Source organism: Streptomyces solicavernae, assembly GCF_029968095.1.
Classification (GTDB): Bacteria; Actinomycetota; Actinomycetes; order Streptomycetales; family Streptomycetaceae; genus Streptomyces; species Streptomyces solicavernae.
In genome coordinates, this window is sequence record NZ_JASCIR010000025.1 from 1 (window position 1) to 21,083 (window position 21,083).

At 70.8% G+C, this 21,083-nt stretch carries 18 protein-coding genes and 1 tRNA gene; 5 read left to right on the forward strand and 14 right to left on the reverse strand.

Features of this window, described 5'->3' with window-relative positions; all coding sequences use genetic code 11:
• From QIS99_RS23940 to QIS99_RS23950, 3 genes are all read right to left on the reverse strand, one after another.
• Nucleotides 1-2,021, reverse strand: a 2,021-nt coding sequence (locus QIS99_RS23940) for a tetratricopeptide repeat protein (RefSeq protein WP_282515686.1), incomplete at its 3' end; no start/stop codon positions are given.
• 306 nt (nucleotides 2,022-2,327) lie between these two features.
• A tRNA-Met gene (locus tag QIS99_RS23945) sits at nucleotides 2,328-2,401 on the reverse strand.
• An 89-nt stretch (nucleotides 2,402-2,490) separates the two neighbouring features.
• Nucleotides 2,491-5,448: a UPF0182 family membrane protein gene (locus tag QIS99_RS23950; protein WP_282515764.1), complete on the reverse strand. Its 2,958-nt coding sequence runs from the start codon at nucleotides 5,446-5,448 to the stop codon at nucleotides 2,491-2,493.
• Between the two features lie 165 nt (nucleotides 5,449-5,613).
• On the opposite strand from QIS99_RS23950, the gene QIS99_RS23955 reads away from it, so the two are divergent.
• Nucleotides 5,614-6,171, forward strand: a complete 558-nt coding sequence (locus tag QIS99_RS23955) for a PPA1309 family protein (RefSeq protein WP_282515687.1) — start codon at nucleotides 5,614-5,616, stop codon at nucleotides 6,169-6,171.
• A gap of 63 nt (nucleotides 6,172-6,234) precedes the next feature.
• On the opposite strand, the gene QIS99_RS23960 is transcribed toward QIS99_RS23955, so the two are convergent.
• From QIS99_RS23960 to QIS99_RS23975, 4 genes are all read right to left on the reverse strand, one after another.
• Nucleotides 6,235-7,335 carry a YlbL family protein gene (locus tag QIS99_RS23960; protein ID WP_282515688.1) on the reverse strand — a complete coding sequence of 367 codons (1,101 nt, stop codon included), beginning with the start codon at nucleotides 7,333-7,335 and terminating at the stop codon, nucleotides 6,235-6,237.
• A gap of 81 nt (nucleotides 7,336-7,416) precedes the next feature.
• Nucleotides 7,417-7,659, reverse strand: a complete 243-nt coding sequence (locus QIS99_RS23965) for a hypothetical protein (protein ID WP_282515689.1) — start codon at nucleotides 7,657-7,659, stop codon at nucleotides 7,417-7,419.
• A gap of 236 nt (nucleotides 7,660-7,895) precedes the next feature.
• Nucleotides 7,896-8,369, reverse strand: a complete 474-nt coding sequence (locus QIS99_RS23970; protein ID WP_282515690.1) for a molybdenum cofactor biosynthesis protein MoaE — start codon at nucleotides 8,367-8,369, stop codon at nucleotides 7,896-7,898.
• A 179-nt stretch (nucleotides 8,370-8,548) separates the two neighbouring features.
• On the reverse strand, nucleotides 8,549-9,658 hold the full coding sequence (locus QIS99_RS23975) for an SDR family oxidoreductase (protein ID WP_282515691.1): 1,110 nt from the start codon (nucleotides 9,656-9,658) through the stop codon (nucleotides 8,549-8,551).
• Between the two features lie 191 nt (nucleotides 9,659-9,849).
• Here QIS99_RS23975 and QIS99_RS23980 point away from each other — a divergent pair, with 191 nt between their 5' ends.
• A complete protein-coding gene (locus QIS99_RS23980) occupies nucleotides 9,850-11,310 on the forward strand; it encodes a zinc-dependent metalloprotease (protein WP_282515692.1) in 1,461 nt (486 codons plus the stop codon).
• Entirely contained in the window at nucleotides 11,307-11,837 is a 531-nt protein-coding gene (locus tag QIS99_RS23985) for an NUDIX hydrolase (protein ID WP_282515693.1), read from the forward strand. Before QIS99_RS23980 ends, QIS99_RS23985 begins: the two co-directional genes overlap by 4 nt.
• A gap of 126 nt (nucleotides 11,838-11,963) precedes the next feature.
• On the opposite strand, the gene QIS99_RS23990 is transcribed toward QIS99_RS23985, so the two are convergent.
• The 4 genes from QIS99_RS23990 to QIS99_RS24005 all read right to left on the reverse strand — a co-directional run bounded on the left by QIS99_RS23990 (nucleotide 11,964) and on the right by QIS99_RS24005 (nucleotide 16,109).
• Nucleotides 11,964-12,719 carry an AIM24 family protein gene (locus QIS99_RS23990; RefSeq protein ID WP_282515694.1) on the reverse strand — a complete coding sequence of 252 codons (756 nt, stop codon included), beginning with the start codon at nucleotides 12,717-12,719 and terminating at the stop codon, nucleotides 11,964-11,966.
• Between the two features lie 16 nt (nucleotides 12,720-12,735).
• A complete protein-coding gene (locus QIS99_RS23995; protein ID WP_282515695.1) occupies nucleotides 12,736-13,416 on the reverse strand; it encodes an AIM24 family protein in 681 nt (226 codons plus the stop codon).
• A gap of 14 nt (nucleotides 13,417-13,430) precedes the next feature.
• Nucleotides 13,431-15,167, reverse strand: coding sequence for a TerD family protein (locus QIS99_RS24000; protein ID WP_282515696.1), 1,737 nt, complete (start codon nucleotides 15,165-15,167; stop codon nucleotides 13,431-13,433).
• Between the two features lie 303 nt (nucleotides 15,168-15,470).
• Nucleotides 15,471-16,109, reverse strand: coding sequence for a M48 metallopeptidase family protein (locus QIS99_RS24005; RefSeq protein ID WP_282515697.1), 639 nt, complete (start codon nucleotides 16,107-16,109; stop codon nucleotides 15,471-15,473).
• A gap of 306 nt (nucleotides 16,110-16,415) precedes the next feature.
• Here QIS99_RS24005 and QIS99_RS24010 point away from each other — a divergent pair, with 306 nt between their 5' ends.
• A complete protein-coding gene (locus QIS99_RS24010; protein ID WP_282515698.1) occupies nucleotides 16,416-17,714 on the forward strand; it encodes a ThiF family adenylyltransferase in 1,299 nt (432 codons plus the stop codon).
• A 41-nt stretch (nucleotides 17,715-17,755) separates the two neighbouring features.
• Entirely contained in the window at nucleotides 17,756-19,198 is a 1,443-nt protein-coding gene (locus QIS99_RS24015) for an ABC1 kinase family protein (protein WP_282515699.1), read from the forward strand.
• A 562-nt stretch (nucleotides 19,199-19,760) separates the two neighbouring features.
• Here QIS99_RS24015 and QIS99_RS24020 read toward each other — a convergent pair.
• From QIS99_RS24020 to QIS99_RS24030, 3 genes are all read right to left on the reverse strand, one after another.
• Complete coding sequence (locus QIS99_RS24020) at nucleotides 19,761-20,087, reverse strand: hypothetical protein (RefSeq protein ID WP_282515700.1); 327 nt, start codon at nucleotides 20,085-20,087, stop codon at nucleotides 19,761-19,763.
• Nucleotides 20,084-20,449 (reverse strand): WhiB family transcriptional regulator, encoded by a 366-nt coding sequence (locus QIS99_RS24025; RefSeq protein WP_282515701.1) that lies wholly within the window; start codon nucleotides 20,447-20,449, stop codon nucleotides 20,084-20,086. Before QIS99_RS24025 ends, QIS99_RS24020 begins: the two co-directional genes overlap by 4 nt.
• A gap of 174 nt (nucleotides 20,450-20,623) precedes the next feature.
• On the reverse strand, nucleotides 20,624-20,953 hold the full coding sequence (locus QIS99_RS24030) for a hypothetical protein (protein WP_282515702.1): 330 nt from the start codon (nucleotides 20,951-20,953) through the stop codon (nucleotides 20,624-20,626).
• Between the last annotated feature and the right edge of the window lie 130 nt (nucleotides 20,954-21,083).

Genomic DNA, 21,083 nt, shown 5'->3' on the forward strand with positions numbered 1-21,083 from the left:
GCAGTCAGCTCCTGCTGGAGTGCGTCCCGCAGCCGGCCGGCCCGCTCGGCGACCTCCGCCGGGCCGAGCCGCACCGCCTGGGCGCACCACTTCTGCCCCTCGGCGAGATCGCCCCGACGCGCGTAGAGCAGGGCGAGCCGGAGCGCCGCCCGGCCGTGCCCGGCCTCGGCCGCGCGCGTCCACCACAGCAGCGCCTCCGGCTCGCTGCCCTCGCGCGCGAGCAGCAGGCCGAGGTTGAACGCGCCGCCGAGGCTGCCCGCCTCCGCGGCCTCGCGGTACCAGCGCGCGGCCTCGACCACGTCGCCCCGGGCCGCCGCCAGCGTGCCGACGCGCACCTGGGCGCGCCGGTGGCCCTGCTCGGCCGCCCGCTCGTACCACTCCTCGCACTCGCTCTTCTCGCCGACCGCCTCGCCGAGGACCGTGCCGACGGGCGCCCGTGTCGCGCTCCGGTCGAGCAGCGTGCCCAGTCGGTACGCGCCCTCCGCGCTGCCGCCGCCCGCCGCGCACCGCAGATGGCGCTCGGCGGTCTGCGGGTCGCCCTCGCGGATCTTGGCGATGCCGGCCTGCAGTGCGGCCTCGGTGTGCCCGGCCTTGGCGGCCCGCTCGTACCAGAGCAGTGCGGCCTCCTCGTCGTGCCGCCCGGCGTGCAGGATGCCGAGGTTGAACGCGGCGTCCACGCTGCCCGCCTCGGCGGCCTTGGAGAACCACGGCTCGGCGCCCGCGGTGTCGCCGACCTGCAGCAGCAGCACGGCGAGCGCGTTGGCGGCCTCGCGGTGGCCGGCGTACGCGGCGCGGCGGTACCACTGCTCGGCCTGCTGGGTGCGGCCTTGCTCGGCGCAGAGCAGCCCGAGGTTGTACGCGCCGTTCACATCGCCCGCGTCCATCGCCGCGCGGTACCAGCGCTCGGCGGTCTGGGTCTCGCCGCGCTCCGCGTGCAGGGCGCCGAGCGCGTTGGCGGCGTTGCCGTCGCCGTCCTGGGCGGCCTTGAGCCACCAGATGGAGGCGTTCTCCTCGTCGCCCGCGTCGCGCAGCAGGAAGCCGAGCGCGCAGGCGGCGCGCGGCTCGCCGTCCTTGGCGGACGTGAGGTACCAGCGGCCCGCCTCCTTCAGCTCGCCGCGCTGTTCCAGGATCGCGCCGAGCTGCAGTGCGGCCCGGCGGTGGCCGCGCGCGGCGGCCTGCCGGTACCACTGCTCGATCTCCTCGGCGAGCGTCAACTGCCCGCCGGACGCGAGCTCTTCGACCGGCTGTCCGGTCGGGTCGGCGGCCGCCGGTCCGTCGAGCGCGGGCTCGTCGACGCCGATCACCACGGACGCGGAGCGCAGCAGTCCGGCGCCGAACACGACGGGCCGTGCCTCGCCGCGCTCACTCACGCTGTGCCGTCCGGTGTTCGGGCCACCGGTGAGGGCGCGGTGCCGGGTGCCCGTGGCGGGGCCGCGCCGGCCGCTTCCGGGCGGAAGCTCCTCGGCGGCCCGCCGCTCCAGCGCGCGGGCGAGGCGGTACGCCGCTTCGCGGTGGCCGCGCTCGGCGGCTGCGCGCATCCAGCGCTCCGCGCCGACGTCGCTGCGGTGCTCCAGGAGGTCGGCGAGTGCGTACGCCCCGAGGACGTGGCCCTGTTCGGCGGACTGGCGCAGCCAGTACTCGGCGGCGGGCTCGTCGCCGCGCTCGCGGTGGTGGCGGCCGAGGGCGTGCGCGGCCGGGGCGGATCCGGCGACGGCGGCGATGCGCCACCAGCCGGCGGCCTCGTCGGCGTACCCGCGCTGGTGCAGCAGGACGCCCAGGTTGTTGGCGGCGGCGCGGTCGCCTTCGGCGGTCGCGCCGCGCAGGTAGGGCTCGGCGCCGTCGAAGTCGCCACGGCGGAGCAGCAGCGCGCCCAGCACGCTCATCGAGGCGACGTCACCGGCCTCGGCGGCGAGCCGGTGACGTGCCTCCTCCGCGACCGCACCGGGGTCGTCCCGGTCATCGGCCGACTGCATAAGTCGCCCTGTTTCCAACAGAGTTGCCTTGTCCCCCATAACGTCCATCGTCGCACCACCTGCAACCCGGGTACACCTGGTTACCCATGCCAGTGAGGTCACTACAACGTTTTGTCGACATGCCCACAGAGAGATAAGTCAAACACAGATCTCTCAACTCGCCCCGCCCGCCGCACGGATGACTTCAACACCCCCGGTCAGAGAACTGCACTCGTACGCCAAAAGGGGTGCGGGCGCGCACGAGGCCGGGCTCGGGCACGTGTGACGCCGGTCTCGGGCACGCCTGTCTCCGGGCTCGGGCACGCACGACGAAGGCCCGGATCCTGATTCAGGATCCGGGCCTTCGTCATTCAGTAGCGGGGACAGGATTTGAACCTGCGACCTCTGGGTTATGAGCCCAGCGAGCTACCGAGCTGCTCCACCCCGCGTCGTTGTGAGTCAACCGTACCACGGTGCGGGAGGGCATCCGGACAGGCCGGTCGCCGGGAGCGGAGGCTCGCTCCCGGCGACGTCAGCTCTAGCCGCCGTTCTTGTCGCCGTTCTTGTCGCCGGCCTTGTCGCCCGCCTTGTCAGCGGCCTTGTCCCCGCTCTTGTTGCCGATCTCCTCCTCGCGGGCCTTGGCCTCGGCGTCCGTCGCGCGCTTCAGGGCATCTGCGAGATCCTTCTGCGCCTCGCCGTACGCCTGCCAGTCCTGCTTCTTGAGGGCCTCCTCGCCGCGCTCCAGAGCGTTCTGCGCGTCCTCAAGCGCCTGCTGGACCGTCGGGTCGGTGGAGGGCGGCTGGTCCGGTTCGGTGGGCGGTTGTTCCGGACTGTCGGCCTCCGCGCCGAAGATCGCGTCGAAGGCCTCGGACAGGGTGTCCTTGAAGACGATGTTGCGGTTGTACTGGACGCCGACCTTCTTCAGCAGCGGATAGTTCGCGCTGCCACCCTTCACGTACACCGGCTCGATATAGAGGAAGCCGTCGTTCATCGGCACCGTGAGCAGGTTGCCGTAGACGATGTCCGAGTCGGTGCCTCTCAGGTTCCGGACGAACTCGGCGACTTCGGGGTCACCGTTGAGCTCACTCTGCACCTGCTGGGGACCGGGGACCTCCGACTTCACGTTCAGGACTCTTATCGAGCCGTAGCTGTCGCTGGTGGCGTCCGCGTCCACCGCCATGAACGCGCCCAGGTTGGGCCGCCCGGCGGGTGTGAACGTCGTGGTCAGCGAGAACTTCTGTTCCTTGTCACCCGGCATCTTCAGGCTCAGGTAGTACGGCGGAACCGAGTTCTTCTCCTTGTTGGTCGGGTCGTTGGGGACCTGCCAGACGTCGGAGCCGCTGTAGAACTGCGAGGGGCTCTCCACGTGGTAGCGCGTCATGAGCTCGCGCTGGACCTTGAACAGGTCCTGCGGGTAGCGCATGTGCTCGCGCAGCTCCGTGGAGATCTCGCTCTTCTTCTTGACCGTGCCCGGGAACGCGTTCATCCAGGTCTCCAGGACCGGGTCCTTCTCGTCCCACTGGTAGAGCTGGACCGAGCCGTCGTACGCGTCGACCGTCGCCTTGACCGAGTTGCGGATGTAGTTGACCTGGTTCTCCTGGGCCACCACCGCGCGCTGGTTGTTGGCGGCGGTCAGGGAGTCGGCCGTGGTGTCGCCGAGCGTGGTGCGCGAGGCGTACGGATAGCCGTTGCTCGTCGTGTAGGCGTCGACGATCCACTTGATCTTGCCGTCGACCACCGCCGGGTAGGCGTCGCCGTCGATGGTGAGCCAGGGGGCGACCGCCTCGACGCGCTCCTTGGGGGTGCGGTTGTAGAGGATCCGCGAACCCTCGCCGATCGCGCCGGAGTACAGGATCTGCGGCTCGCTGAACGCCACCGCGTACGCCGCCCTGTTGACCGGGTTGGAGAGGTTGACCCCGCTGTTGCCCTCGTAGCTGGTGGTCTTCTCGCCGTCGGCCTCGTAGTCCAGCTCCTTCTGCGGGCCGCCCACGATCGAGTACTGCTGGGTCTTCTCGCCGTAGTAGATCCGCTGCTGGTACTCACCGAGCATGCCCTTGGTCGGCAGTCCGGACTCGGTGAAGTCGGGGGAGCCGGCCGGGTCCGCCTTCGGGTCGGTGCCGGTGCCCTTGGCCGTGATCGCGCCGTAGCCGTGGGTGTAGGTGAAGTGGTCGTTGATCCAGTTCCGCTTCGGGATGCCGTCGAGGTCGAGCTCGCGCAGACCGATGACGGTGTCCTGTACCTTGCCGTTCGCGTCCTTGTAGCGGTCGACGTCGAGCGTGGTCGGGAACTGGTAGTACTTCCGCTGGCGCTGCAGCTGGTCGAAGGTCGGACCGACTACGTTCGGGTCGATCACCCGGTAACTCGCCTGCGCCTCCGCGTCCTTGCGCAGCTGCTCCTTCGGCACCTGCTCACTGGTCTTGCCCTTGCCCGAGTAGTCGGTGACCTTGGCGTCCTGGATGCCGTACGCCTTGCGCGTCGCGTCGATGTTCTTCGCGATGTACGGCGACTCCTTCTTCTGCTCGTTCGGGTCGACCTGGAACTTCTGGACGATGGCCGGGTAGAGGCCGCCGATCAGGATCGCCGAGAGCACCATCAGGCCGAAGCCGATGACGGGCAGCTGCCAGGTGCGCCGCCAGAGCGTCGCGAAGAACAGCACGGCGCAGATCGCGGCGATGAAGAAGAGGATGGTCTTGGCCGGCAGGTACGCATTCGCGTCGACGTACCGCAGGCCCGTCCAGTTGCCCGCCGCCTTGAAGTCGCTGGACTTCACCGCGAGTCCGTACCGGTCCAGCCAGTACGCCACCGCCTTCAGCGCGACGAAGATGCCGAGCAGCACCGACAGATGGCCGGTCGCCGCGGCCGTGGCCCGCGCGCCGGGGCTGGTGACGCGGAGCCCGCCGTAGAGGTAATGCGTCAGGGCGGCGGCGATCAGGCCGAGCACGGCGGCCGCGAAGCCGAAGCCCAGCAGGAAGCGGTACCAGGGCAGGTCGAAGGCGTAGAACGCCACGTCCAGGCCGAACTGGGGGTCCTTCTGTCCGAAGGGGACGCCGTTCACCCACATCAGCCACGTGCGCCACTGGCCCGCGGCCGAGGCGCCGGCGATGAGGCCGACCAGGGCCGTGATCCCGAGCAGGATCCACTTCTTGTAGGGGGCGATCCCCATGCGGTACCGGTCGAGGTTCTGCTGCTCCATCGACATGGCGCTGAGCGGCGGGCGCAGCCGGTGCGCCAGCCAGATGTTCACGCCGACCGCCACCGCCATGAGCAGACCGAAGACCGCGAACAGTCCGATCTTGCTCCACAGGGTGGTGGTGAAGACGGAGGAGTACTTGACGGACCGGTACCAGAGCCAGTCAGTCCAGAACCCCGCGAACATGACGAATAGCATGGCCAGTACGGCCAGGACGCCCAGGGTCAGGAGCAGGGTGCGGACACGCCTGGAGGGTCGGCCCACTCTCATCCGTGGCCCCGATGGGCCTCCGCCGCGGTCCGGCATCTGGAAAGCCAAGGTGCGCACCTCGAAGTTCGCTGTTGGTTGCTGCTGTTGAGCTGCTGACGAGCTGTTGTCTGGGGGCTCAGCGATCGTAGAGCCCACTGATGCAACTTACTGAAGCTTTACTCAGTTCCCGATCTCGGGCATGAACCAGGCAGGATATTGCTCATGCCCAACCAGACCCCCTCCGGCCCCCCGATGGCTGCGAGCCCGCTGACCCGTGCCGTGCTTGAGATCGACGAGTACGTCGCCGGCATCGGCTGGGACCAGCCCGCCCGTCTCTTCGCCCTCGTCGACACCGCTCAACTGCGCAGTCAGGAACCCGGCCTCGCCGACCGCCTCGGCCTCGGCGAGGAGCAGGCTCCCGGCACCCTCACCCCCATCGAGCAGGAGGAACTGCCCGCGGGCAGCCCGCTCGACGAGTTCCTCGGCACCATCGCCTGGCCCGGCGCGGTGGCCGGCTGCGCGCTGTCGGTGGAGCGGCTGATGCTGCCGCCGTCGGCCGAGACCTCGGTACCGGAGGGCCTGAGCGAGGCCGAGTTGACCAAGTGGGTGGCCGAGCACCCGGACCGTCAGGAGGTCCGGATGACGGTGGCCGTGCTGCGGGACGGCGCGCGTGAGTCGGCGCTGCGGCTGCGCGAGAAGGACTCGCCGACCGAGGTCCTCACCGGCTCGGAGCTGGTGCCGGGCCTGGCGGACGCGCTGGCGGCGACGTTCGCGGAGTAACCGTCGACCCGTACGCCGGTGGGGGCGCCCTATTCGCCGAGGGCGCCCCCACCGTGCTTCGGCCTACTTCGCGGGCGTGCAGCTGGGGAGGCTGCCGGTCCTGCCCGCGCGGATCTCCTTCAGCGACTTCACCGCGTCGTCGATGGTCCTGACCTTCACGAGGGTGAGGCCGTCGGGGATGTCCTTCGCGGCGGAGGCGCAGTTCTCGGCGGGCGTGAGGAAGTACTCGGCGCCCTTGTCACGCGCGCCGACGGTCTTCATCTCGATGCCGCCGATCGGGCCGACCTCGCCGTTCTCGGTGATCGTGCCCGTACCGGCGACGAATCTGCCGCCCGTGAGGTCCTTCGGGGTCAGCTTGTCGACGAGGCCCAGCGCGAACATCAGGCCGGCGCTGGGGCCGCCGACGTCGGCCAGCTTGATGTCGATGTTGAACGGGAACGTGTGGTCCGTGCCCGCCTCGATGCCGACGATCGCGTGCTTGTCGCCCTTCTTCGGGTCGGCGGCCTCGGTGGCCACGGCGATCTGCTCGGTGCCCGTAGCCTCCTTGCCTGCCTTCTCCGCGGCGGCCGCCTCCTTGGCGGGGACGACGGTGAAGACGACCTTCTCGCCCGCCTCGTGCTCGGTGACCAGCTTCGCGACGTCCGCGGGCTGCTTCACCGCGGTGCCGTCGACGGCCTTGATCACATCGCCCGCGTGCAGCTCGCCCTGGGCCGGCCTGCCCTTCACGACCTTGGAGACGACGACCCGGGTCTGCACCGGGATGTCCAGCTGTTTCAGGGCGGCGACCTTGGCGCTCTCCTGGGACTGGCTGAACTCCTCGGCGTTCTCCTGGCTGGACTGCTCCTCGGTCTTGCCGTCCGGGTAGAGCGTCTCGTGCGGCACCACGATGTTGTCGTGGGCCAGCCATCCGTAGACCGCCTGGAACAAGTTCATGTTGTAGTCGGCGCTGGTGACGCGGACCGTCGTCATGTTCAGGTGACCGGTCGTCGGGTACGTCTTGTGGCCGCTGATCTGCAGAACCGGTTCGCCGCCGTGCTCCCCCAGTGTGTTCACCGTCGGTCCCGGAGTCATCTCCGAGTACGGGACCTTGATGAGGACTCCCGCGCACAGCAGCGCGATCAGCATCAGGGTGGAGGCGAGCATCGTCGCGGTGCGGCGTGGCATGGAACGACAGTACGGGACAGGTCTGTCAGTGCACCGCCGGGGCCGGTCCGTGCGCGCCAGGACCAGCGGCGACAGTGCAGTTCAGGAGGCCCGCGCGGGGTCCGAACCGGAACCTGTCCGCGGCATCCGGGTCGGATCCGCGGCGGCCTCTTCCGGCAGGTCGGCAGCGGTCTCGTTCTCGTCGGCATCCCCTGCGGCTTCGACGTGCTCGGTCTTCTCCATGGCCGCGCGGAACTTCGCGTACCCGGCGAGCTCCGCGACATCGCCCGTTCTGCGGTTGCGGGCAGCCCAACTGCCCCACATTCCCGCACAGATCGCAGCCATAAGCGGAATCAGCAACCACGTAAGCGCCGCCATGCCGACCTCCCGACCCCATGAGCGACCTCAACCGACTGATCAGCAGATTAACCATCTGCAAGGTCAACGCTCGCCTCAGGGGTGCGGTTACGCAACCGGAGCCACAGCTGAGGAACCCGCGGTGCAAGGTTCCACGCCGTGGACCACGTACGACTCACCGGACCGGGCGAGTACGCCGTCGGCCGACCGGGGGACGTCAGGGCTCAGCAGGCGCCGACCCACTCCTCCGTGCCGTCCGAGAAGCGCTGGTGCTTCCAGATCGGGACTTCGTGCTTGAGGTCGTCGATCAGCTTGCGGCAGGCCGCGAACGCCTCCGCGCGGTGCGGGCAGGAGACGGCGACGACCACGGCGAGGTCGCCCACCGCCAGATCGCCCACGCGGTGCACCGCCGCCAGTGCGCGGACCGGGAAGTCGGCCACGACCTTGTCGGCCACGCGGCGCATCTCCGCCTCGGCGGTGGGGTGGCAGGAGTACCCGAGCGCGTCCACACCCGCCCCGCCATCGTGATTGCGCACGGTCCCCACGAACAGGGCCGTGCCGCCCGCGGTCGGATCGCCCACGGCCGCGAAGACCTCGTCGAGCGAGAGCGGGGTGTCCTGGATCGCGAGCAGACGGATCGGGTCCTCGTGCTGCTCCGCCGGGTCGGGGCCGGGAGTCTCGTCGTTCGGTGCTGCCATACCGTCCATGGTGCCGTACGCCACCGACAGGGGGAATAGCGGTTTCGACCGGTCGTACGCGCCCGGCGTAGGAGGGATCTACAGGAGCCGCGGCCCGGCGGCCGGGCGGTGCAGCGGCCAGGCACTGCAGAAGGAGTGCCTGGCCCTGGCAGAAGACCGCGCCGCCGGCTCCCGCGCCGCTAGATTCCGCGCCGTCGCCGCGCCCTGCGGACCACCGCCGCCGCGCCGAGCAGGGCCACCGTCGCGCCCGCCGCACCCGCGGCCGTCGCGTCCTTGCGGCCGAGGCGGCGGCCCGCCACGGTGTGCCGCCCGGACACCTCGTCCAGGAGCTCGGCGAGCACCTCCTCGTTCGTCCACTGCGGACGCCAGCCCCCCTCGTGCAGACCGGTGCCGCTGACCACCCACGGGTACATCGTGTACGCGAGGTCGCCCGCCGGTGACGGGGTGAGGCCGATGCGGTGCAGGCGCGCGGCCGCGCCCAGCGCGACCGTGGACGGCAGCTCCATGCGCCGGATTCCGCTCAGCTCCTCGACCTCCTCCTGCTCCAGCCACCCGTCACAGCCGACGGCCAGCTCGCCCTCGGCCTTCTCCAGTGCGGCGTACTCCAGCGCACTGCACAGGTCCTCGACGTGACAGAACTGCCAGACAGGACGCGAACCCGCCACTACGAGAAGACGGGGCGATTCGAAGTAGCGCGTCAGTGCCGTGTCCGTACCGCCCACCAGGACGGCCGGGCGCAGAACCGTCACATTGAGGCCGGGGTGCGCGCGTGGCGCACGGCGCGCGAGGCGCTCGATCTCCAGGAGGTCGCCGACCCCCGTCGCCTCGGCGGTCGCCCGCAGCTCGGCGTCCTCCGACAGCGGCAGGTCGTTGTCCTCCAGTGCGCCGTAGACCATCGCCGACGTGCACAGTACGACCCGGTGCACGCCGGCCGCCGCGGCCGCGGTGAGCACCGTCTGCGTCCCGCGCACGTTGTACGCGGTACGGGCCGCGGGGTCCGACTCCAGGTCGAGGTCGAGCGCGAGGTGCACGACGACGTCCGCGCCGCGCAGCTTCCCCGCGATGGACGGGTCCCGGACGTCGAGGATGTGCCACTGCGCCGCCTCGCAGTCGCCGCGCCGCTCGTCTATGGCCACGACCTGCTTGATCTCGTCCGAGGCCGCGAGGCGCTCGGCGAGCAGCGCGCCGATGCCCGAGGCGGCACCGGTCACGGCGACGACGGGGCCGCGGGCAGCGGCCGGGGTTGAGCGGTTTCGCGCTGCGCGAACCTGCGGATCTGGGGAACTCACCAGGCGTCTCCAGCGGTTGTCTTCAGTACGGGCGCGGTTGACGCGTTCGTACCAGGTGGCATCCATCCTGCCGCAGCCCGGAACTCAGCGGAGCACCGAGCCCGTGAGCGGTGTCGGTGTCTACGCTGGATGGCAAAGTCGGGCAGACGCCGTCGGCACCGAGTCGGCGGCCCAACGAGCCGAGGATTCCCGTGAGTGACACCCCATTCGGATTCGGCCTTCCGCCGGAGGAGCCGGAGAACGGCGACGAGGGCAAGCAGAAGGACCAGCAGGGCGGTGGTGGCCAGGGCGGCGCGGCGAACCCGTTCGGCTTCGGCGGCTTCCCCGGCGCCGGCGCCCCGGGCGGCGGCGACAACCCCTTCGCCGCCATGTTCGGGAACATGAACCCGAACGACCTGGGCGCGGCCTTCCAGCAGCTCGGCCAGATGCTGTCCTTCGAGGGCGGCCCGGTGAACTGGGACATGGCCAAGCAGATCGCCCGCCAGGTGGTGTCCCAGGGCACCGCGGACGGCACCAAGGACGCTAGCGTCGGCCCCGCCGACCGCAGCGCCGTCGAGGAGGCGGTGCGCCTGGCCGACCTGTGGCTGGACGGCGTGACGTCGCTGCCGTCCGGCGCCGGCACGGCCGTGGCCTGGTCCCGCGCGGAGTGGGTGGAGGCAACGCTTCCGGTGTGGCAGGAGCTGGTCGACCCGGTCGCCGAGCGGGTCGGCTCGGCGATGGGTGACGTCCTGCCCGAGGAGATGCAGGCCATGGCGGGCCCGCTGATCGGCATGATGCGCTCCATGGGCGGCGCCATGTTCGGCCAGCAGATCGGCCAGGCCGTGGGCGCGCTCGCGGGCGAGGTCGTCGGCTCCAGTGACGTCGGCCTGCCGCTCGGCCCGGCCGGCAAGGCCGCGCTGCTTCCGGTGAACATCGAGGCGTTCGGCAAGGACCTGAGCGTCGACCTCAACGAGGTGCGGCTCTACCTCGCCCTGCGCGAGGCAGCCCACCAGCGCCTCTTCGCGCACGTGCCGTGGCTGCGCTCGCATCTGTTCGGCGCGGTCGAGGGGTACGCGCGCGGCATCAAGGTGGACACCTCGAAGCTGGAGGACGTGGTCGGCCAGTTCGACCCGCAGAACCCCGAGGAGATCCAGCAGGCGCTCCAGCAGGGCATGTTCCAGCCCGAGGACACCCCGGAGCAGAAGGCCGCGCTCGCCCGCCTGGAGACGGCGCTGGCGCTCGTCGAGGGCTGGGTCGACGCCGTGGTCCACGAGGCCGCCAAGGACCGCCTCTCGTCCGCCGCCGCGCTGCGCGAGACGCTGCGCCGCCGCCGCGCCTCGGGCGGCCCCGCGGAGCAGACCTTCGCCACGCTGATCGGCCTGGAGCTGCGTCCGCGCCGTCTCCGGGACGCCTCGCGCCTGTGGGCGTCGCTCACCGACGCGCGCGGTGTGGACGGCCGTGACGGCTTGTGGGAGCACCCGGACATGCTGCCGACGGCCGAGGACCTCGACGACCCGGACGGCTTCGTGCACCGCGAGCAGCTGGACTTCTCCGAGCTGGACAAGATGCTCGGCGAGGCCGCCGGCGGCACGTCCTCCACGGGTGGCGCGCCCGAGGCCGGGCCCGACCTGAAGAAGGGCGACGAGACCGACGAGGGCGACACCGGGAAGTGAGCCTCCACGACGACGCGAACCTGGTCCTCAAGGCGTACGAACAGGGCGGCGAGCAGGCCGAGTTGCGCACCGCCTACCTCGATCACCTGGCGGCGCACCCGGACGGCATGTGGAAGGCCTGCGAGGCGGGGCACCTCACGGCGAGCGCGCTCGTCGTGGACCCGTCGCGCGGCCGCGTCCTGCTGACCCTGCACAAGAAGCTGCGGATGTGGCTGCAGATGGGCGGGCACTGCGAGCCCGGCGATGCCACGCTCGCGGCCGCCGCCCTGCGTGAGGCCACCGAGGAGTCGGGCATCGCCGGCCTGACGCTGCTCCCGGGCGGCCCGGTCAAGCTGGACCGGCACCCGATCCCGGCGCCCTGCAACTGGCACCTCGACGTGCAGTACGCCGCGTTGGCCCCGGCCGGCGCGGTGGAGGCGATCAGCGACGAGTCCCTCGACGTGCGCTGGTTCGCGTACGACGAAGTGGCGGACGTGGCCGACGAGTCGGTCGTACGTCTTCTGGAGGCGACGCGCGCGGCGCTCTGAGCGCGCGGTTCAGGCGGCAGGGCCTGTTCATGTGTGAGGTCTGTTCATGTGTAAGGCCTGTTCAGAGCATGTGTAAGGGGCGGTCACCATGGTGACCGCCCCTTACACATGCTCTGAACAGGCCTGCTACTCCCAGGCGTTGCCGCGGTTCTGGCCGCGGGCGCCCTGCTGGCCCACGCCGTACTGCGCGGCCACTCCGCCGCCGATCGCGGCGTTCTGCGGCGGCAGCAGCTCGCTGGGCTGGACGAGCGCGAAGCCGTTGCCCATGAAGCTGAGCTCCCAGCCCTCGCCGGTGTTGCCGCGGCGCCGGCGCACGCCCGAGGAGTGCGTCTGCGCCTGCATCTGCACCCGCAGGGAGTTGGACCAGGCGACGATCGCGTCCGCGTCGGCGTTGACGTACTTCTCCGGCGTGACCTGCAGCATCAGCGGCTGGCCCGACGTCATCAGGGCGACCTTGCCGCTGCCCGTGATGTTGAGCTGGTACTTGCCGGAGCCGGAGATGCCGAACTGGCTGTCCACGGCGATGACTTCGGTATGCAGCTGGGAGTCGAGCGCGAGGACATAGCTGCTGTCCACGGTCAGGCCCTGCTGGTCGATGTCGACGATGTGGATGTACTGCGCGAGGTTGGCCAGGTAGACCGTGCCCTGCCCGGAGCAGCGCATCAGGTCGAGGCCCTCACCGGTGTTGGCGCGGGCACGGCGCCGCCCCTGCGACTGGTACTCGCCGTCGAACTCCATGAGGCCCTGGTAGGCCACCATGGCGCCCTTGCGGGCGAGGATGTCGTCGTGGCCCTCCAGGTTGATCCGCAGCATCTGCGGATTCTGGATGGCGTAGCGCTCCTGGGTCTGCTGCTCGGTGTGAGCGAAAAGCGGGCTCTGCATGGTGTGTTCGCTCCCCCTAGCCCCGGATCCGGAGGCGGTCGGTGCTGTCCTCACTGGGCTGTACGACGACGATGCCCTGACCGGAGAAGGCCATCTGGTACGCCTCGCCGCTGCCCCGGCCGATCATCGAGGAGGCCTTGAAGCTGCGCTTGCCCTTCACCTTGAGGTTCGGGGACCAGGCGACCAGCGCGTCCGGGTCGACGTACGTCTCGTCCTCGCCGCTGCCGCAGTCCACGACGATCGGGGCGCCGCGCGAGGTCAGCGCGACCCAGCCCTGGCCGCCGAGCTTCACGTTCCACAGGCCCTGGCCGGCGAACTTGGCGAGGCCCTTGACGCGTTCGACGCCCCACTGGAGGCTCGTGTCGAACGCCAGCAGGTTGGTGCCGTTGACGGACAGCCCTTCGCCGTTGAGGTTGATGACGACGACGTCCGCGCCGTAGTCGGCGAGGTAGAGCATGCCGTCGCCGCTGGCCTTCATCAGCGGCGTGCCCTCACCGGTGATCCACTGACCGGCGATCTGCCGCACGGCCGGCGGGTTCGGCTCGTACTGGACGAAGCCCTCGTACGCGACCATCGAGCCGGTACGCGCGAAGATGTCCTGTCCGCTCTGCATGGCGATCTTCACCATGCTGCGGCCGTGATTCTCCATCCGGGCCGCGACGGGGGTCGGGGCGAAGCCCGCGAGCTGCTGGTTCATTGACTTCGCTCCCCTTAGATCTCGTAGGGCTGGACGACGATGAAGTTGCCGGGCGCACCGCGGAACTGGAGGTTCACGGTCTCGCCGCTGTGGCCCGGGAAGGCCTGGCGGCGCAGTCGCACCTGGCTGGAGATGATCACCTGCGAGGCGGCGGACCAGGCCACGATGGAGTTGGCGTCCGCGAACGTCGTCGGCGTGACCGGCAGCACCACGGGGGTGCCCTTGGTCTTCACGATCACCGTGCCGGTGCCCTGGAACTGCATCGTGAACAGCGCGCCACCGGGGATGCCGTGACCCTCGATGCGGCGGACCTCGTGCTGCAGCGACTCGTCGTACGCCAGCACGTTCTCCGCGGAGACACAGATCGCGTCGCCCTGGAGCTCGATCGGGTGGAGGTGCGCCTCGTTCTCGGCGAGGAAGACCTGGCCGCGGCCGCTGCAGCGCATCAGCTGCATCTCCTGGCCGGTGGCGTTGCCGACGATGCGGCCGGCGAAACCGGCGCCCTTGTAGCTGAAGTCGACCTTGCCCTGGTACAGCACCATGCTGCCCTGGCGGGCGAGGATCGGCTGGCCGTCGGCGCCGAGGTCGACGCGGATCATCTGCTCGTTCTGCTGCGTCCAGCGCTGCCCGGTGGGCGCCTCGCGGTACTTCTGCAGCGCGACGGCGACACCGCCGGGGCCGCCACCCTGCGGCACGCCCTGGGGCTGGCCGTACGGGGAGGGGGCGCCGGGCGCCTGCTGGCCGGGGAAACCGGCGGGGGGCTGCTGGCCGTAGCCGGGGGGCATCTGGCCCGGGGCCTGACCTGGAGCCTGGCCTGGGGCCTGACCTGGGGCCTGACCGAACTGCGGCTGCTGGGGCGCCTGCGGCGCGGGGGCGGGCTGGCCCGGCTGTCCGTACCCGGGCGGCATGGGCGGGGTCTGGCCCGGCGCGGGCGCGAGGGGCGCGGCGATGGTCGGCTGCGCGTGCACATCGGGCTGAGCGGGCCCGGGGGGCGGCGTGGCTCCGCCGGGCGGCGGCGCAAAGCCCTGGGCGGGCTGCGGGGCCTGCGGTGCCTGGCGGGCCTGCGGTGCCGGGGCCGCGGGCTGGGGCGCCTGGGCCGGGGCGGGCTCAGCCGGGGCGGGCGCGCCGAACGACGGGGCCGGCGCGGCACCGCCGGGCGGCGGGGCGAAGCCAGGGGCGGCCCCGCCCTGCGGCTGTGGCGCGGCGGCCGGCTGCTGCTCCTCCTCGGCGACCTCGCCGCCGAAGTTCCTGAGGAGAGCTTCGAGACCTCCGTCGAACCCCTGGCCCACGGCGGCGAACCGCCACACGTCCTTGAGGTAGAAGTCACCCAGCATCACGGCGCGTTCGGTGCTGAACTCCGAGCCGTCGAAGGCGTACCGCGCGACCTCTTCGCCGCCCGCGACGATCCGGAGGTAACCGGGCGCGACCTGCGACATCTGCCCGGCGCCGTCGATCGTCGCCGTGAAGGACAGCTTCTGGATCTGCGGCGGAATCCCGTCCAGCGTGACGCGGAAGGACTCCGTGTCCCCGGCCTGGGAGCCGAGGAGCTGAATGGACTCCTCCGGCGACTTCGGCTGGTTGAAGAACACGAAATAACGGTCGTCCGAGAGCTGTTCGTTGGCGTCGAGGCCGAAGCAGCTGATGTCGAACGTCAGCCCCGGGGCGTTGATCTGCACGCCTACGTACAGATCGGTGCCCGAGGTCAGGTCACTGATCTTGGCCTTGTGGCCGCGTTGAAATTCCCTGGCCATGCGTAACGACCGTCCCCCATCCCGAATGTGAATGCGTCGCGCCAGGCTAACCGCTAACACTGACAACGAGCGAAGCCGGGACGGACCCGGTACATAATCGCTGCCTGCGGCGTCACAGCCCGCTCACAGGTGTTACACAGTGCGCGTGCGCGGGGCGCTTCTCCGCCGCCCGGCATCCGCGAGGCCGCCCGGCATCCGCGAGAACGGGAGGCCGCAGGGCCTGTCGGCCTTCGCGGAGGCCAGCCCCCGCGCGTGTCAGTCACCGCGCGTGTCAGTCACCGCGCGTGTCAGTCACCGCGCGTGTCAGTCACCGCGCGTGTCGGGCTGTTCGCTGCGCGTGTCGGGCTGTTCGCTGCGCGCGGCCGGAAGATGCGGGAGCCGTTCGGCCGCGACCACGCCTTCCAGGTACCCACGGGCCCGCTCGGTGCGCGGGTATGCGTCGAGGAGCCGCCAGAAACGCGGCCCGTGGCCGGGTACCAACAGGTGTGCCAGTTCGTGCAGCAGGACGTAGTCGACGACGTACTCGGGCATCCCCTGCAACCGGTGCGAGAGCCGGATGCTGCCTTCGGCAGGAGTGCAGGAGCCCCAGCGCGTGTTCTGGTTGGTGACCCAACGCACCGAGGTCGGGCGGGCCCTCCCCTGGAAGTACTGCTCGGAGAGCATTCCGGCGCGCTCGGCCAGCTCCGCGTCGCCGAGGAGCCGCTTACTCTCCTGCGCGGCGAGCTTGTCGAGCATCACACCGACCCAGCGCTGCTCCTCCGCCTCGGACATCCGCGCGGGGATGAGCACGATCGTGCGATCGCCCTCGCGGTACGCCGAGACCGTTCGGCGCCGTCTCGCGCTGCGTCTCACCTCGACCGCGCTCACCGCCGAGCCGCGTGGCGGCTGGCTCTGCGTGCTGCGCTCAGGGCTGTCGGCGCGCTGCGGTACGTCGGCGGGCACGCCCCGACGTTACCCGCTGGCGCAGGGGGAAGTCCCGCCTCCGGCAGGGTTCCCGGCCGATCCGCACACCCCGGCCGAGATTTGTACGACTAATCCCCCTCGCCTGTGGACAACTCGCGACGCTCTGTCGACGGGACGGGCATGCTGGCAGCGGCTCGGGGGACGAGCGCGGCCGGTCTCGCAACGGCCGCGCTCGGTCAGGCCATCGGGCCGCTCGGTCGCGTCGGCTGTCACGGGGGTACACCGACGCGACCGAATATCACGGACATTCAAGGCATTTCAGGTGGACCAGAACGGGGGACGGTCATGCATCCGAGGGTGAAGCCCGCACTGCGGCGCGGCTGGCGGGACTTGACGACGGTGCAGTTCGGCGTGGCCCGCGCCCACGCCGTGGTCCTCGGCCCGATGGACCCGGCGACAGCAGGCCTCCTCGACCTGATCGACGGCACACGCGGACCGGCGATGCTCCGCGAGGAGGGGGAGCGCATCGGCCTGCGGCACGACCACGTCGACCTCCTGCTCTCCCGTCTCACCGAGGCCGGCCTCCTTGACGATGCGACGGGCGGCGGCGAGTCCGCGAACGCCCTGCGCAAACGTACGGACGTCCTCGATCGCCTGCGCCCCGACCTCGCCTCGCTCAGCCTGACGGACCGCGAACCGACAGGCGGCATAAGGAGGTTGACGGCGCGGCGCGGTATGCGCGTGCAGGTGCGCGGAGCCGGCCGGGTGGGCGCGACGATCGCGGCGGTGCTGTCCGGCGCGGGGCTCGGCCGGGTCGACGTCCTGGACGGCGGCCGGGTGGAACCGTCCGACGTAGCCCCGGGCGGCCTGCCCGCAGAAGCGATCGGGGAGCGCAGGGACGAGTCCGCGCGACGGCTCGTACGTCGATGCGCGCCCGGCCCTGCACCGCGCCGGGCGCGGCCCTTCCGCACGAGCCGGTCCCCTTTCACGGAGGCGTCACCTACCGCCACGGGCCCCGGAACATCTGCCGGTGCGGCTCCGAGTGCGGCTCTGAGTGCGGCCCCGGGCGCGACGGACGGGGTCGAACGGCCGGCGGACCCCGGGCTCTCGCTCGTCGTGGTGGCCCCGCGGGACGGTCTCGCAGCGTACGCACCCGACCCTCGCCTCGCCGTTCCCTACATGCAGTCGGGCACACCGCACCTGTACGCGGGGGTCATCGAGGGCACCGGTGTGGTGGGCCCGCTGGTGCTGCCGGGGGCGTCGGCCTGCGCGGGCTGCCTCGACCTCGGCCGTGCGGAGCGGGAGTTGGCGTGGCCGCGGATGCTGGCCCAGTGGCGGTCGGGGCGGTCCCGTCCGGTGCAGGCCTGCGACATCGGCCTTGCGACGACCGTCGCGGGTCTTGCCGCCACCCACGCCCTGGCGTTCCTCGACGGCGGGCTGCCCGCAAGCACCGGCACCCGCTGGGAGCTCCCGCTCCCGGAGTTGGACTGGCGGCCCGAGCCCGTGGCGCCGCACCGCGAGTGCACCTGCGGCGCTGCCCGGCGCCGGAATCCGCTCGGCGAATGGGAGCGAGTCCTGGATGGGCCGGATGAGAGGGAGGACACCCCCATGGAAGGCGAGCCACACGAGACAATGGCCGGGTGAGCGTCGGATGTGGCGCGGCAGTCTGGGTTTTGGAGGGGCGTATGTCTGATCTTCCCCGGAAGGCGGTTACCCGTACCGCCAAGCTGGCCGCGCTGCCCCTCGGCATCGCGGGCCGGGCCACCTGGGGGCTCGGCAAGCGGATCGGCGGGAAGTCCGCCGAGATCGTGGGGCGCGAGCTGCAACAGCGCACCGCGGAACAGCTGTTCAAGGTGCTCGGCGAGTTGAAGGGCGGCGCCATGAAGTTCGGGCAGGCGCTGTCCGTCTTCGAGTCGGCGCTGCCCGAGGAGATCGCCGGCCCGTATCGGGCGGCGCTCACGAAGTTGCAGGAGGCGGCGCCGCCGATGCCGACGGCCACGGTGCACTCGGTGCTCGGGGAACGGCTCGGGGAGGACTGGCGCGAGTATTTCCTGGAGTTCGAGGACAAGCCCGCCGCGGCCGCCTCGATCGGCCAGGTCCACCGGGCTGTGTGGCACGACGGCCGGGAGGTCGCCGTCAAGGTGCAGTACCCCGGAGCGGGCGAGGCACTGCTGTCCGACCTGACCCAACTGAGCAGATTCGCCAAGCTTCTTGGCCCGCTCATCCCGGGGATGGACATCAAGCCGTTGATCACGGAGTTGCGCGACCGTGTCTCGGAGGAGCTGGACTACGAGCTGGAGTCCCAGGCTCAGCAGGAGCACGCCCGGGAGTTCGCGGACGATCCCGATGTGTTCGTCCCCGAGGTGCTGCACCAGAGCGAGAAGGTGCTGGTGACCGAGTGGATCGACGGCATACCCCTGTCCGAGGTGATCGCCGACGGCACCGAGGAGCAGCGGGACCGGGCCGGTCAACTCCTGGCGCGTTTCCTCTTCTCCGGCCCGGCCCGCACCGGACTCCTGCACGCCGACCCGCACCCGGGCAACTTCCGGCTGCTTCCGGCCGACGAGGGGGACGAGGACGGCGAGTGGAAGCTGGGCGTCCTGGACTTCGGCACGGTCGACCGCCTGCCCGGCGGGCTGCCGTCGACCATCGGCCACTCCTTGCGGATGACCCTGGAGGGCGAGGCCGAGGCGGTCTACGAGCTGCTGCGCGGCGAGGGCTTCGTCAAGGACGACATCGAACTCGACCCGGACGCGGTCCTTGAGTACCTGTTGCCGATCATCGAGCCGGCCGATGCCGACGCGTTCACGTTCACCCGCGACTGGATCCGCAGCCAGGCGGCGCGAATAGCGGACCCGCGCTCTCCCGCACACCAGTTGGGCAAGCAGCTGAACCTGCCGCCCTCGTATCTGCTGATACACCGGGTGACGCTCAGCACGATCGGCGTGCTCTGCCAGCTGGGGGCAACAGTCCGGCTGCGGGACGAACTTGAGTCCTGGCTGCCGGGATTCCTGGCGTCGGACGAGACGACGGTCGCGGCCGAGGACGAAACGACGATCGCCGACGAAGACGAAGCCGAGGACGCGGACACGGTCGGGAGGAAGGGCGGCTCCGTGGCCCGGGCCTGAGGCTGCGTCATCGTGCGCTCACCACCAGGAGGAGTCCGGGCGGCCCTCGATGGCCCTGAGATTGGCCCTCGCGCAGTCGTCGCAGAAGGGCCGGTGCGCGCGGACTGCGCGTGCGAGCTGACGGAGACCAACGACCGGCCCAGGCACTCACGGCGCTCCGCGCCGCCGCCCTCGGATTCGCTTCACCACCGGGCTGAAGCCCGATGCACGGCGCATGAATCCCGGTAGCGGCGGACGCCGTCCTCCACGGAACGGGTCCAGGTGATGACCTGCTCGTCCTCCGCGCGGGCGCCGCAGCGGGAGCACGCCACGCTCTCGGCACCCGGCTCTTCAGCCGAGTGATGAGTTCGACGGTCCATTGCGTGACGGTACCGCCGTCTCCAGAGGTACGGGAGAGCAAACTCCCCGTGGGGGCCGCTCCGTTCGGAGCGGCCCCCACGGGGAGTCGGCGCCACCGGCCCAACCGGCCGGCGATCGCCTTCGTCACGTCACATCAACGCCACACGGCCTCGCCGCGTCTCGTCACGTCACATCTCGTCACGTCAGGCCACGTCAGGCCACGTCAGTTCATGACCGCCATGGCCAGCGCGCGGCGGGCGCGGAGCGAGGCGCGCTCGGCGCGTCGCTGCATCCGGCGCGCGCTGATCAGCCGCACCGCATGGCGGTCGGCGTCGGCCTCACGCATGCGCTCATGCATATGCGCACGTGCCAGGGCTTCGGGTTGGAGTTGCATCTCACGGGTCCTGTTCTGACGCGAGGAGATCGCGCCGGATTCGGTGGTGGTCTCTGGGATCGCGGAGCCGACGGGCTCGCTGGCGAAGGGCTTCATCGGGGCCTGCTTCATGGGGTCGTGCGTCAGGGGGCGGTCGATGGTTCCGGAGGCGTTCATGCGACGACCGGGTTCTTGCGAGGGCGACCACGCGGCCGCTTGCGGGCAACGACCACGCCCTGAACGAAGAGCTCGCCGCCCCAGACGCCCCACGGCTCACGCCGCTCCTTGGCGCCGGCGAGGCAGGCCTCCATCAGCGGGCAGGTGCGGCAGAGGGACTTGGCGTACTCGACGTCGGCCGGCGACTCGGCGAAGAAGACCTCCGGGTCGTAGCTGCGGCAGGGGACGGGTACGTCGAGGTTCTCGATGGCGTCGTCGAGCGCGGTGAGCGCGGTGAGCGGAGTCAAGGTGTTCTCCTGAAGGCCGGGCGGGGGGAGCGTCTGTGAGGGCGGTACGGACGGGGCGTGCGTTTCGGTTTGCACGGTCGGTGTCTTCCTCGTCTGGTCGTTCCGGCCGGTCGGCCGGGTGGCGGCTTGGTACCAGGTGCTGCAAGTCCGTCGGCCCCTTCGCCCCGCTCTCCCCGTTCGGAGAAAACAGAAGGGCCGCGGATCCCGGGTGGGGTTCCGCGGCCCTGAAGGCGCCGGCCTGATCGTCGATCAGGCTGGATCACTCCAGGGTTCGAGCCCGCGGAAGGCCCACATGTGCTGCTGCGTCGTCGTCTGCTTCCGGAGTCCGGCACCGGCTGCCGCAAAGGCATAGGCATGCGCCTGTGCCGCTGCTACTGCTGCTTCCGGTGCCTTGGTCGGTCGCTCATCGCGCTCGCTCACGGAGAGGAACGCGTGGGACAGGGAGGCCGGACGCACGGCGGGGATGCCGACGGGCAGACCGGTGCCCTGGTTCGAGAGACCGAGCGGGCAGGTGGCGACGACCGAGCGATCGGTCATTTTCACGACGGTGTTGCTGAAGCTGGTGTTGATGCTGATCACTGGAATCGCCTCCTCTCGGCGTCTCGGGAACCGGCGCGAACCGGTCCGCTGGCGTACAAGGTTTAAGTACAGCACGGATCCAGGGCTTCGGAGAAGCCGCTGTTTCCGTGGTTAAGAACCTATGGGGATT